The following is a 13332-nucleotide window of genomic DNA, read 5'->3' on the forward strand; positions in this document are numbered from 1 at the left end:
TCTCAGCCGGTCGGCCGGCGTCGTAGAAGACGCACATAGGCGCTGCTGAGCGTGTCAAGGCCGCGGCTTCGCAGGCGTCGATACACTGGAAGATGCAGCACGGCGAGGGCGCAAACCCCTGCGTAAAGCAGCCCGGCGGCCGCAATGGCTGCCAGCGCAGGTGCCGTCGAGAGACTTGCGGTTATCAGCGAGAGCGCGAAGCCGATCGCGGCTGCGGTTAGCGTCGGCACGGCGATCACGGCGAGGATATCGAAAATACTGATATTCGTCTGATAAGTGGCCATGAGCATCGAAGGAAAGAACGCGACGTAACGCGAAATGCTGTAACACAGCGCTACGCCCACCGGGCCATATGGAAGCCCCATCAAGAACGAGCTGACATAGATCGGGACACCGATCAGACTCCAATAGAACATGCGATCGGTGCGACCCGTCGAGATATAGATCCAACCGGTCGCGCCCATCGGCACGGATGCCAGCATGCCGAGCACCAGACAGCTGAAGATCAGCTTGACAGGCTGCCATTGGGGGCCGAGCACGATGTCGACGATAGGGGAGGCGCCTCCATAAAGGAGACAGGCCATCGCAGCGCCTACGAGCGTGACGACGCTCAATGCATCGAGATAGGCTTCGCGCCACCTTGCGGGCTCTCGGCGTAGCCGACTCAGCACTGGCACCATTGATGAGCCCAATGGTCCGCTCAGAAAGTTGAGCGGTATCACCAGTAGATTGTAGGCCCGCGAATAGAAGCCGAGTTCGACCGAACCCCAACGGGCTCCGATCAGAATATTATCGAGCTGCTGATGGAAGTAATTCAGAATCATCGCGCCGGTCAGATGGAAGCCAAATTTGAGTGATGCTTTCGCGGCCGACCAGTCTTTCACAATGCTTGGCCGCCAGGGGCAAAGAATCCAGACCGCCGCCGTCGTCGTGAAGGCCGTCACCCATGTTTGAATGACGAGCGCCCAATAGCCGGCGGAGAACAGCTTAGCCGCGATGACGGCGACCACGAGACCGGTTGCAAGAGCGCCAAGCGAGGCGATCTGCAGATCGAGCCAGCGCATGTTACGGGTGAGCAGGGCGGTGGGCAGTCCGCCGAGCGCATAAATCGGTGCGTTCAGGCCGAGCCCGAGGACAACGAGCGGTAAGCGCCGGTCTTCGAAAAACCAAAGTGATGCTGGCGCAGCGACCGCCGAGAGCAGGAACGCCAAGCATCCCATGCCGAGGGCGATCCACATCAAGGCGCTGGCTGTGTTTTGGTCGAGTTCCTCTCGCTGCACCGCGGCCGTCGCCACATTGAGTTCGGTCAGTACGATGACGAAGGCCGTCACCGTGCTGCCCATGGCGACAAGCCCGAACTGGCTCGGTTCAAGCAGGCGCGCAAGCATGGCCGAGCCGGCCAGCTGCAGCGCGAGGCGCACGAACTGGGCGCCTATCGCAATGGCGCCCCCCGCGATCGTGCGTTTCCCGAGAGCATCCCTCAGATGGTTGGGGGACAGCATCCGCTCGTTGACGGCCATCTGCGCCTGGGCATCGCGGTTGCCGATCAATAGGCCCGCCCCCCTTGTAACGCCCGCGCTATCGAAATGGCGGTGCCTGCGGGATCAGATGGTTCGTCAGGGCGTTATCAGATTGAGAAATACATGAAGATATGCTAATGTGCGACTGCGTTAATTTCGTGTCAAGCGGCGTTTATATTTGGAAGGCAAGGCCATGCGTAGGAATGGGCCTGGGACCATCGCTTTCTTCGGTCATTTCAACTCAACGAATTTTGGAAATGAATGTAGTCTTCAGGCCGCTCTGTACAATCTTCGTCGGTTATACCCCGGTTCGAAATTTATCTGCATAACCGATGATCACGAGAACGCTGCAAAAGCTGACGACGTTGAAGCCGTTCCAGTCAACCAAGAGCTGTTCAAATTCTGGGTGGCCAAGACGTCCCTGGGGCGGCTTGTGCGCAGAGCCGTTCTCGGGTTTCCCGCCGAGCTGTGGCGGTGCATTTCCGCAATTATGGTGCTGAGACGCGCGCAAATGTTGATCGTCCCGGGGACGGGATTGCTCACGGATGTCTTCGGGCTGGGGGGGTGCGGGCCCTACGGCCTCTTCAGATGGGCGCTTATTGCGAAGCTCTGTGGATGCCGGCTGCTGTTTCTGAGTGTAGGTGTAGGGCCGCTCTACCGCCGGCTCGGCCGGTTCTTCGCGAAGTCGGCTCTATCGCTGGCTGATTTCCGCTCATATCGGGAGATTTCGAGCCGCGAATACCTCGCGAGTATTGGGTTCAAGGCCGGCTGCGATCCAGTCTACCCGGATCTCGCATTTAGCCTGCCGATCCCGGCCTTGCCGTCAGAGGGAAATAAGGCCCACGAAATCGGCCTGGGGGTCATGAGCTACGCGGGAAATTACAGCGTCCCCAATCCCAGCGCATCGACTGACCAGGATTACTGGGACAAGTTGGTTCGGTTCTCCAGATGGCTGATTTCCCAGGGTTATAATGTGAGGCCCCTCATCGGCGATACAGTGGACGTATCGGCAAGGGACCGCTTTATTCAATTGTTGGGCGAAGGCGCACAAGCACAGGACGACGACGCGATCATTGATGAGCCTGTCACCTCGGTCGAGAGCTTGTTGTCGGCGCTTACCGTATCGGATTTTGTCGTGGCGACCCGCTTTCACAACGTCCTGCTGGCGTTGCTCGGCGGAAAGCCGGTCATTGCCATTTCTTTTCATCACAAATGCGCATCGTTGATGGCTGCGATGGGCATGTCGGCCTATTGTTTGGACATACACGCATTGGATTCAGACGCGCTCATCCAAACTTTCGAGCTCTTGACGGCCGATGCCAGCGACGTCAAAGCCCAAATCGCGCAAAAAGTGCTCGAGTTTCGCGACGAATTGGATGACCAATATAGGCGAGCCTTTGGCGTAGCGGCAGACGCGACCGGTCTAAGAGCCGGATAATCCCAAGCTTTTCGGAGCTGGAGTGCCCCTCACGCGTCGCCGCGTCCGCGATCATGTTTCGCAGATCGCAGAAATGGCCCCCGGCGAACGCCCCCGGGGGGGGGCGGGTGCGGGGGCAGATCCCGCGGGGCAAGAGGCGGCCATTTGCCGATCAGGAGCGATAAGCAAGGCGCTCTTTTGAGAGAGCATCGAACGTGGCAAGCCGGGCCGTCTTGCGCAATGTTACCGACATAAACCGCAGTAAGTTCGCGAACGACATTTCCGCTTGAAGTCCCGTCACATACGAGCGAAACGCTCTGCTCGTCTGCCCGCTGTCGAAGTTCAAATTGCCGATCTCGTACCACCGTTGCGAGATCGAGTTTTTGATCGCGTCTTCCAGCCCGTGCGATTTTATGAAACTGCCATAGGCCCTTTCATACTCCTGCACGACGCGCTGGCTATATTCACAATTCTCAAGAAAATTCTTCGTCAGCCCACCCTGATGAATGCGGTATGTGTGTAAGACGCGCGGAATAACATAGAAATTCGAATTCGTCGCGCATCTCAACCAATAATCATAATCTTCGGCTTGTTTCAAATCTTCGTTAAACAATCCCACCGCCAAAGCGCATGATCTTCGAATGGTAATCCCATTGGTTCCTACAAAATTGACGCGAAGGAGCCATCTCACCGCATCCTGTCGCGAAATTTCTTTCTCAAATGGGAAGTCCGGAAATGCAACCCATTTGCTGAAGTGTCGTTCTGAGCGGCCGTCTTCATGGAGGCGTTCGAAGTCACTACAACAAATATCGACGTTCTCATGCTTGTCCAGAACATCCGCGTGAGCCTCGAGGCGTCGGTCATGCCAATAGTCGTCCGGATCCAAAAACGTGATGTAATCTCCGATCGACGCACCGATGGCGGTGTTTCGCGCTCCAGAAACGCCCTTGTTCGCTTGATATATGTATCGAAGCTTGCCGCCGAACGATGCGGACGCCTCATTGACGACTGACCGGCTATTGTCCGTCGACCCATCGTCGACGACGATAATTTCAAAATCTTGAACTGTTTGTTTTTGGACACTATCGAGCGCCTGCCGAATGAGGTGAGCGTTATTGTAGTTTGCAATCAAGACGCTGAATTTTGGCGTTGCCATTTGGAAACTCCATCCATCCGCTTTATCAAGGTCATCTGACGATGCCAGGAGGCTCTTGGCAGGTTCAGTTTAGAATTCGGTGCAGTCTTGTCCGAGCCAGCCGCAGGAGCGGTTGGCGCTTTTATCATTCCGAGTTCCGGGGTATCGGGGGAGTTCTGTCGCTGGTCGGCGCAGTGTGGGGTCGGCTGGAGCTGCTGTGCTCATCCTCGATGCGTTCAGCGCCTTTGGATTTTGGGTCGCATCTGGCGAGCGGCTCATTGCCTGGCGACGCATGCTCCAGTCCCCCTGAGCTTCAAAAAAATAACGACAGCCGATTGCCGCTGTTCCAGAGCGGTCTCCGCGCGGGAGGGGCTGCGAACAGCAGCACGGATGCGTTGATCGCGCGGCTGAGTTGGAAATCGAGAAGCTCGGACTCTTCCCCCTGCCTGGCCCGGAGCGCGCGCACTCGGTCGCCCTAGTCGCTTTCCTGCCGTTCAAGCTGCGCGCTTGAAACCAAACTTTCGAGGAGCGACACCGAGATTTCTTGCTTCCTGCAGCACTTCAGCAAAAACCGCCCTGTGCGTCGCGGATCGCATCAAAACGAGCACGTAAGTTACGGCAAAAACCAGCGACAGCATCGCCAGTCGAAGGAGCGGCGTCATTGACGACAATAATTCGGCTTCCAATACGTAGCATAGGATTCCGGCAGCGATAGTCGCGACAAGCGCGCCGCTCAGCCCCGTCATGATATCCCGAAAGTGAATTCCCGTATCCCGCAGTGCCCAAGTGGCTATTGGAATGGCCTTCAGCATCATTACGGCGGAGTATGACAAGGCGACGCCCTCTGGTCCGTAAGGTAGTCCGATCATCACCCCGGCCAGCACCAGGGGGGCTGAGACCAGCGCAATTTTCAAACCTCTTTCAGCCATCCCAAGCGCGCTCAATAGCCATCCGATCGGGTTGTTGATTGCGAAAACCAGCACTGTTGGCGTCAAAAGCCTGAATATGGGCACGACTTCGCTCCATCTCGGGCCTAGGAGGACCGCGATCACATCGTCCGCAAATAGCGCGCAAGCGAATGTCAGCGGGAGCGTCAACGCAACAACACATGTATAGATTTGCAGGAATGAGCGCCGCAAGCGGGCGCGATCCCGCTTGACTTGGGCCAAGGCATTGAACGCGACATCCCCTATGGCGTTATTTAAAGTATCTATTGGAAACGATATTAAATAGTTGCTGCGTCCATAGAGTCCTATCGCTTCTTCGCCCCAGAATTTTCCAATCAGGACATTTTGCAAATTGCTGGTGAAGTAAGTTATCGCGCTTGTAAGCGTCATGGTCCTGCCGAAGCGCAACATCATCGTAACATGCACGTCGATACCCGGAATTTTGGGAACCCATCTCGCGCTGTACCACACACCAATAGTTGCGATGAGTGGCTGCAAAGCAATCATATATGCCAAAGCAAAATACCCGTACCCGATCCAGGCGAAATAAATGGCCACTGCTGCGCTGATCAGGTCGGATGTAAGTTCAATTATCGCTACTCTACCGTAGCGCATTTGCCTGGAAATCATCGCCCCATGTTGTATGCCGGCACCCGAAAATATGAATCCAGTTCCGATGATGATCGTCGCAGCAACAAGTCTGGGGTCGCCGTAGAAGGAGGCGATAGCAGGGGCCAGTGCGACGCATACGGCGAAAAGGATCAAGCCGAAGAGGAGGGTTATCCAGAAAAGAGCCGAGGATTGATCCGCCGAGATCGAGTCGCACTGGATCGCAGCATGATAAAGCCCCAGGCTGCTGAAAAGTCCTAAGAAGCCAGTGAAAGTCACAACCATGGTGATCAAGCCATAGTCGCTCGGTGCAATCAGGCGCGCCAGCACCATTGTTGACAGTATTTTTATGATGACTCGTCCAATTTGGGCTATTATTTTTGTGAGCCCGGCGTGGATGGATTTTCCCCGAAGGTTCTCCATGGTGAATTGATGGCTCCATTGCCCCTCTTTGCTTAACGCGGTGGCGCGTGATCGGGTTCGAATACTCTCCGGAGATCACAGGCTGAGCGAGTCGCTTCGACGCGCGATTCTGCGGCCCGGACGACTGACCACCACCCAGCCTTGGAAGCATTTCTCGTTGTCGGATGAAATCCGGGAGCTTGGGGGCTTCGATCTGTGCCAACAAGGCGGTTGTCGGAGCCCACGCCGAGCAAAAGCGCAACCCGTTGCGCGTTTGAGCCATGGCGCAGCGCCTAAGGGCGCGCGGAAGTATTTGCCGGAGTAGACCGCCTCCTTTGGTGCAATCAGCGGCATGGCGGCTGCCGAGCAAGAAAGTGATGGGCAGGTCCCGGCATTGGCCAGCATGTTGGCTTCGGTCGTGCGTCCGCGGGGCGGCGCTGACCCATCGTCGTGCCTGATCCCGCGAACGGTGCTTCCACGGAGAAGACCTGAACACGCACTGGTCCTGGACGCTTGCGGATGTGGCCGAACCGAAGGTCCGCGAAGCGAACAGACGGCGGCTCGGCTCAGACGCCGCGAACTGCGCGTATCAGCCAAAATGCAACGTCGTTGATCCATGCCTCATTCTGGGGGCTCCGAAGCGGGCCGGAATGCGACTGTGGTCATTTTGGGGAGCGGATCTGCAGTCGTTCATGGCCTTCGTCCAATGCCTTGGCTGCGTCTCAGAGAAGCCGGACGAATTTTGAGGTAATCCGGAAGGGTTACCTCATGTGTGCGGGCGGGAATCCCTTTGCTCGCTTCGTTGTGCACTGCTCCAAGCGTAAGCTCATTGCTCTCGTGGGTTGAGTAGTGAGGATGTAATCGTGGCATCGAGCGCAGAAATCTCGGCGACGGAATTGCATGATACCGCGCAGAGGATCAAGGAACTTCGAAAGGCCGCGACCGAACACGCTGTGGAAATCGGGCGTGAACTACTCAGCATTAAAGAAAAGATGCCTCACGGTGCCTTCGTTAAGTGGGTCGAAAAGGCGTGCGAGTTCAAGATCAGAACCGCGCAGGACCTGATGAAGCTCGCGCGTGAGGCGCATTCCGATGAGAAGCTCGTCGCGCTGATGGTTCCGTCGACGCTGCGCGTCTACCTTTCCAAGAAAATCCCACCTGCGGTCCGTAGTACGATCCTGAAACGGCTCGAGAACGGCGAGCGCATCTCGCGCAACGAAATCTATTCTCAGGCTTCGGATGCGAGGACGACGGCTAAGGCGGACGCCGGCGATCGCTCGATACGCGAAGGGATGTCCTCGTCGTTCTTCTCCAAGCCTGAAACTCTGAAGACGACTGAAGAGAAACGCAGCAATGCCGGCGGCGATCGAGCACGGGCGGTAGCTGAGCTGATTCTTCGCCGTCTCAGCCCGCAAGACTACGAGACGATCATGGAAGAAACGAGTTGGGAGGTTTGGAACCGGGCTTTCGTCTGGATGAGAGCTGCGCAGATCGTGGATTCCGAACGGGTAGAGCTCACACTATCAAACGCGCCCGCCCCTCAGAACTTTGAGGCGCTGCCAGCCAAATTGCAGTGAATATTGTTGCGTGCTTTTTGTTAATTGCCTGCGGTGCCGAAGTAGGGTGATGGCACTATAGCCGCTGTATCGAGCGAGCCGAGAGCGGGCATTGGCAGCAGACGAATAGAGATCGGGAGTCCAATGACGGTCTATTTTGGAGAGCGCCAATCTTTAATGCCGTCCGGCTTAGATTGCCTCCGTCGCCGCTGGAAGCTGGTTGCTGCTTGTGTTGTATTCTCAACGGTGCTCGGACTGCTTTTTTCGTTACTCCGGCCGGTGAATTATACCGCTTCAACGCAGCTTTTGATCTACGTGAAGGAAGTCCAGCCGGGGCCGGACCTGGTCATTTTTCTGGGGCGTGCCGATCTCACACAGGTCGAGAACGAGATCGAGATCATCCGCTCGCGCGGCACGCTGACCAAAGTGGCGCAGTCGCTGAAATTGTCCGAGGATCCCGAATTCGTTCCGCCAGCGACGTCCCTGCAAAGCATCGCGCAATGGCTGTTCGGCGCGCCGTCGGCGACGTCTGATGAAAGCCGCAACAGACAGGAACTCGCCGTCGACGCGCTCACCAAGCGCATCGAATTGAAGCGGATTGGAACGAGCCACACCATCCTCGTCAACGTAACGACTTCCGACCCGGAGAAGTCCGAGCGGATCGCGAACGGCATCAGCCAGGTCATGCTTCAGGCGCGGGTCAGCGCGGACCAGGACGGCAGCAGGTCGCCGCTGCTGCGGGAGCGCCTGCAGGGATTGGGTCCCAGCGTCTATGTGATGACGCGGGCCCTTGCTCCGGACAGGCCGAGCGGACCGCGCAAGCTCCTCGTCATCCTCGGGGCCTTCATTGTTGGACTTGTCGCCGGATCGATGCTGGCTCTGCTGCTGGACTTCAAGGACAAGACGATCCGCACCGCCGCGCAGGTTGAGGATTTCGGCCTGGAATGCATCGGCGCGATCCCCTTGCTCAAATGCGGTGCTTCGGCGGCTTCGCGGTCGCCTCGCTCGACGAAGGAGCAGGGGAGGGAGGATCCGTTTCTGCCTGTTCCGCTGCTGAATCAGACTTTGCTCCGGATGACGGTCGCGATTGAAGCATCGAAGGCGCGCGTCGTCGGCATTGCGTCTTCGGTCGCGAACGAGGGGGCGACCACGGTTGCAAGGCAGCTCGCACATATGGCGGCTCGCAGCCAGCGGAGAGTGCTGCTTGTGGAGCTCGATCGAAACGAGACGCCGCGCGCCCTCGCTCAGGCCCCGTCGCCGGGCGGAGTGCCTGTTTCCGGGACGAATGAGCGGCCGAGCGACGGTACTCGTCGGAGCAATCGTGCAAGCGGCCCTGATGTTCTTGTGACTGCGGCCTGGGACAGCATCGAAGCGCCCGCGAACTGGTGGATGCATAGCAATCAAAAGTTCTCGGCCGATTATGACCTCATCATCGTGAGCCTGCCGCCGCTTGAACGCGGAGCCGAATTCCGCATGGCCGCGCAGGACCTCGACGGAATCCTGCTCGTTATCAGATGGGGTAAAACAGAGATGGAGCAGGTCCAGCGCGCCTTCGCGGTATCGGGCGCCATGCCATCGGACTTCATCGGAGCAGTCCTGAACATGATGGACGATCGGATGATCGGACAGTTCGGGGACAAGCTCTGGGAGGCGGAAGCAGCAACGACAATTCGACGAGGCCTCTTCGGACTGGCGATGCCAGCGGAGCCTGTCGCGGGGCAATCATGAATCGGAAAGGTGCTACGATGAAGCGGAACCGTTCATGGCTTAATGTCGCGGGATCAATTTCTCTGGTTCTGTGCGTGGTGAGTGGAAGCGCAGTCCGTGCGACATCTGATTACAGCGTTCGCGCTAACGACAAGCTCAAGATCAAGATCTTCCAATATCCTGAGTTGAGCGGCGAATACACTGTTCGCGCGAACGGTACGATTTCCATCGCGCCCGTTGGAGATATTCCGGTCAACGGCCTTTCGGCCAACGAGATCGCGAACCAGATTTCCGATCGTTTCGTGCGGGCGGGGATCTCCGACAAGCCTGGCGCGTCGGTTGAAATTCTCGAGACGCGGCCGGTCTATGTCCTGGGCGATGTGCAGAAGCCGGGTGAGTATCCATTCCGACCAGGGATGACCGTCCTGCAGGTCGTCAGCCTCTCCGGTGGGTGGCTGCGGTTCAACGACCCCGGCCTCATGCGGCTCGATCGGGACAGCATCACCATAACCGGTGAAATGCGGACTCTCGTCAAGCGGTACCAGCAGCTGACGGCGCGCCGGGCTCGCCTGAACGCAGAACTGGTGATGAAGGCCGATATCCAGTTTCCGCCGGATCTTATGATGCGGTCGCAGAACGACACCGGGCTGCGGCAACTCATCGACGAAGAGCGCTCTCTTTTGAACATCCGCGTCGACGCACTCAAGACGCAGATCGAGAGCCTCGAGCAGAATCGCGACCTGTATGAACGCGAGATCGACGCAGTCAAACGCCAGATCCAAGCCAACAAGGCTCAATACGCAAGCGCTGAAAAGGAGCTCGTGGAAGTTCGTGATCTGGTCAGGCGTGGTCTGTCGACCCTCAGCCGCTTGACGAATCTTGAACGCATGCAGGCTCAGCTCGACATGAACGAGCAGGGCTTGCAGACGCTGATCTTGCGGGCGCGCCAGAACATCACGCAGGTCGATCAGAGGATCTTCGATCTGAAGAGCGAGCGGAATGCGTCCTTGACCGCCGAAGTGCAGAAAGTCCGGATGGATCTCGATGACATCAGCGTCAAGTTCGAGACCAACCGGAGCCTTCTCGTCGAGGCCCAGGTGACGATCCCGACCCTGGTCGGCAATTCCGACGCCACTGTCGAAACCCGCAGCCTGACGGTGGTGCGTATGCAGGACGGGAAGGCGCAGACGATTGACGCGCAGGAGAGCACCGAACTGCTGCCCGGAGACGTGCTCAGGGTTCAGAGGAGCATCCTTCCGAGCGGGCTGGGTATAGGCGCGCCTGAACAGACCAACATCATGGTGCCTGCTCGGGTCAAGCAATAGCAGCGCGGCTGCGCGATCTGCGTAGCCGTGCGCCCGGCCCCGTTTTGCTTTTGAGTCATGGATTGTTGCGTGCGCTGATGTGAGTGGGAGATCGACGATGGCCTTCGGCGACAAGGACTACGGGAAGACGAGGGAAGGTGACGGGCTCTCGATTCAACAGCAGATGCTGGCATTCGAGCCGCAGCTGCGTGCCTACGCGATGTCCATCAGCCGCAGCGCTGACCGATCCGACGATCTGGTTCAGGAAACGCTGCTGCGCGCCATCAGCAAAATCGACACCTTTCGGCCGGGCACGAACCTTGGCGCCTGGCTGACGACGATCCTGCGAAACTGCTACCTCTCCGATCTCCGGCGCCGCCGCCATGAGGTGGAGGACGCTGACGGGTGCTATTCCGAGGCGTTGCGCTCCGCGCCGGAACAGGAAGGCCAGCTGGAATATCAGGAATTCTGCGCGGCTTTGAGAGAGATTCCGTTCGACCAGCGCGAGGCGCTTCTGCTGGTCGGGGCTGCCGGGCTATCCTACGAAGATACGGCCACGCTTTGCCGCACCACGACCGGAACCATCAAGAGCAGGATCAACCGGGCTCGCTCGCGATTGGCGGCGTTGCTTGCGATCGATAGCGTAGCCGAGATCGGTTCCGACAGTCAGACCCGCGCGGTCATGGTCGGCCATCAGGGCATGGATTCCACGCGGTGGCTTTTCTGAACGCCGGAGAATCGAGGCTCCGGCGCCGTACCTTACGATCTCCGAGCGGTCTCGCACGGAACCCGTGCGAGACCGCCGCGCGCTTACCGTTCGCGCAAGCTGTCGTGCTGGTAGCGGGAGAGCGGCGAGAGCAGATAGCTGATGATCCGCCGCCTTCCGGTCTTGATCTCCGCCGTCACGGCCATGCCGGGCGACAGATTGACCTGCTTGTCCTCGATCGCCAATTGCGTGCGGTCGAGGGAGACGCGCGCGGAATAGAGCAGTTCCTGGCCGCGCGGCTCGCTGCTGTCGGTGTTCGCGCCCGACGTCTTGTCGGCTGAGCTGTCGGGGATCTTGTCGCGCGCGATGGCATCCTGCGACACGTTGAGAATGGTTCCTCGCAGCAGGCCGTAGCGCGTGAAATTGAAGGTGTCGATCTTGATCGCGGCCTCCTGGCCCGCGCTGACAAAGCCGATATCCCGGTTCGAGATCATCGCCTCGATTTCCAGCCGGCTTTCCGCCGGAACGACGAGCATCAGCGACTGCGCAGGCGTCACCACGCCGCCGATCGTGTGGATAGCGAGCTGCTGCACGATGCCGTCGACAGGTGCCGTCAGCCTTTGCAGGTTTTTGCGCTGCTCGGCCTTCACGATATCCCGCTTGAGGCCCGCGGCCTTCTGCTGCGCTTTGGTCAGCTCGTCGAAAAGGGTCCGCTCATACTCGGCAATGGTTTTCGTGCGTGTCTCCATGAGTGCGGTGACTGCAGCATTCGTCTCGTTGCCGCGCTTCTCCTGAACGAGGATATCCTGGCGCTGGCCGACGAGGTCCTGCAGTTCGGTGAGGTAAGTCACCTTGGAGCCAAGCTCCTTCTGGAAAAGCTGCTCGCGGATTTCGACGCGCTGCTGGAGCGGCACGATGGTAGACTTCAGCTTGTCGACGGAAGCCTGGATCGTGTCGCGTTCGGCTCCCTTTTGCGCGAGCTGACCGTCGATGGCAGCGAGCTTGGCCTTTTGCTCGCCGTTCTGGCTGACGAGGAAACCGCGGTACATCCGGAGCAGATCCGGCGGAGCGTCCTCGGGCGGGGCGAAGGCCGAAAGCGGATCGTCCTTGTTGGTGATCGCCGCCTGCAGTCTGGCGATGTCGAGGCGTGCAGCCATCAGGTCGTTTTGCAGATGTCCGAGCTCGGCATCGGAGGTGGTCGTATCGAGCTCGACCAGCACCTCGCCCGCCTTGACGCTCTGGCCGTCATGGACCCGGATCGCCCGAACGACGCCGGTCTCGAACGGCTGGACCGTTTTGGTGCGGCCGCTGGGTATGATCTTGCCGGGGGCAACGGCGACGATGTCGACCGTACCGATGCAGGCCCACACCAGCGCGACGGCGAAGACGGCGATGATGGTCAGGCCGATGGTGCGTCCCAAAGGCGAAGGCGGGGTTTCGACGATCTCGAGCGCCGCGGGCAGGAACGCCAGCTCCTGAGATCTCATACGGTTTTCATTCATGGATCGTGCGACAATGGCCTTCTGAAGGGCTTGCGAGCGGGTCGCGAGGCCTTGTGCCGTCGTCGTCAGAGCCTGTTTGGCCCGGATGGCGACAGCCTTGTCGAAGCGCGTGAGACCCGCAGCGGCCTCGGCCTGCTTCAGCAGGACGAGACGCCCGGCCCATTGGGCTTCAAATTCGGCCCGCGTCAGCAGGGTAGGCTCCGTGAGGTTTGAGGCCACGACGACGGCCTTTTCCTCTCCCACCTTGCCGAGCAGGAGGAACCCGCCGCCGCGAAGCTCTGCGATGCAGGGCAGCGGAAGTTCGGACAGCTTGTCCCAGGTGACGGACTGGGACCGCCCTGCGAAGCCATAGGCCCGTGCACCGCGCAGCATCTCGGCGATGCCGACGGCTCCGTTGCCGATATGGCGGCGAAGCTCTTCTACCGTGGCGGCGACGCCGCGCAGTCGCAGCAGCATCTCCAGGGCAAGAAGGCCAGATTGATCGTTTGTGAGCGCGTGCATGGCGTTTGCTTCGCCGCGGCTGCTTC

At 58.9% G+C, this 13332-nt stretch carries 9 protein-coding genes; 5 read left to right on the forward strand and 4 right to left on the reverse strand.

Annotated elements, in window-relative coordinates; genetic code table 11:
- Window positions 1-2 precede the first annotated feature (2 nt).
- Complete coding sequence (locus tag AC1DEZ_RS10355) at window positions 3-1550, reverse strand: lipopolysaccharide biosynthesis protein (protein ID WP_476779679.1); 1548 nt, start codon at window positions 1548-1550, stop codon at window positions 3-5.
- A 148-nt stretch (window positions 1551-1698) separates the two neighbouring features.
- Between AC1DEZ_RS10355 and AC1DEZ_RS10360 the strand changes: the two genes are divergently transcribed.
- Window positions 1699-2958 carry a polysaccharide pyruvyl transferase family protein gene (locus tag AC1DEZ_RS10360; protein WP_441511247.1) on the forward strand — a complete coding sequence of 420 codons (1260 nt, stop codon included), beginning with the start codon at window positions 1699-1701 and terminating at the stop codon, window positions 2956-2958.
- 151 nt (window positions 2959-3109) lie between these two features.
- On the opposite strand, the gene AC1DEZ_RS10365 is transcribed toward AC1DEZ_RS10360, so the two are convergent.
- Both AC1DEZ_RS10365 and AC1DEZ_RS10370 read right to left on the reverse strand, forming a co-directional pair.
- Window positions 3110-4093, reverse strand: a complete 984-nt coding sequence (locus AC1DEZ_RS10365; protein ID WP_441511248.1) for a glycosyltransferase family 2 protein — start codon at window positions 4091-4093, stop codon at window positions 3110-3112.
- Window positions 4094-4566: 473 nt separating this feature from the next.
- Window positions 4567-6051, reverse strand: a complete 1485-nt coding sequence (locus tag AC1DEZ_RS10370; RefSeq protein WP_441511249.1) for a lipopolysaccharide biosynthesis protein — start codon at window positions 6049-6051, stop codon at window positions 4567-4569.
- Window positions 6052-6893: 842 nt separating this feature from the next.
- On the opposite strand from AC1DEZ_RS10370, the gene AC1DEZ_RS10375 reads away from it, so the two are divergent.
- The 4 genes from AC1DEZ_RS10375 (at window position 6894) to AC1DEZ_RS10390 (ending at window position 11324) form a co-directional block, all read left to right on the forward strand.
- A complete protein-coding gene (locus tag AC1DEZ_RS10375) occupies window positions 6894-7607 on the forward strand; it encodes a DUF3102 domain-containing protein (protein WP_441511250.1) in 714 nt (237 codons plus the stop codon).
- Window positions 7608-7730: 123 nt separating this feature from the next.
- On the forward strand, window positions 7731-9314 hold the full coding sequence (locus AC1DEZ_RS10380; RefSeq protein WP_441511251.1) for a Wzz/FepE/Etk N-terminal domain-containing protein: 1584 nt from the start codon (window positions 7731-7733) through the stop codon (window positions 9312-9314).
- A 17-nt stretch (window positions 9315-9331) separates the two neighbouring features.
- Complete coding sequence (locus AC1DEZ_RS10385; protein ID WP_441511252.1) at window positions 9332-10618, forward strand: polysaccharide biosynthesis/export family protein; 1287 nt, start codon at window positions 9332-9334, stop codon at window positions 10616-10618.
- Window positions 10619-10715: 97 nt separating this feature from the next.
- A complete protein-coding gene (locus AC1DEZ_RS10390; protein ID WP_441511253.1) occupies window positions 10716-11324 on the forward strand; it encodes a sigma-70 family RNA polymerase sigma factor in 609 nt (202 codons plus the stop codon).
- Window positions 11325-11407: 83 nt separating this feature from the next.
- Here AC1DEZ_RS10390 and AC1DEZ_RS10395 read toward each other — a convergent pair whose 3' ends face one another.
- Window positions 11408-13306, reverse strand: coding sequence for an HlyD family type I secretion periplasmic adaptor subunit (locus AC1DEZ_RS10395; RefSeq protein ID WP_441511254.1), 1899 nt, complete (start codon window positions 13304-13306; stop codon window positions 11408-11410).
- Window positions 13307-13332 lie beyond the last annotated feature (26 nt).

The sequence above is a fragment of the Allobosea sp. 10L422 genome (assembly GCF_056395345.1).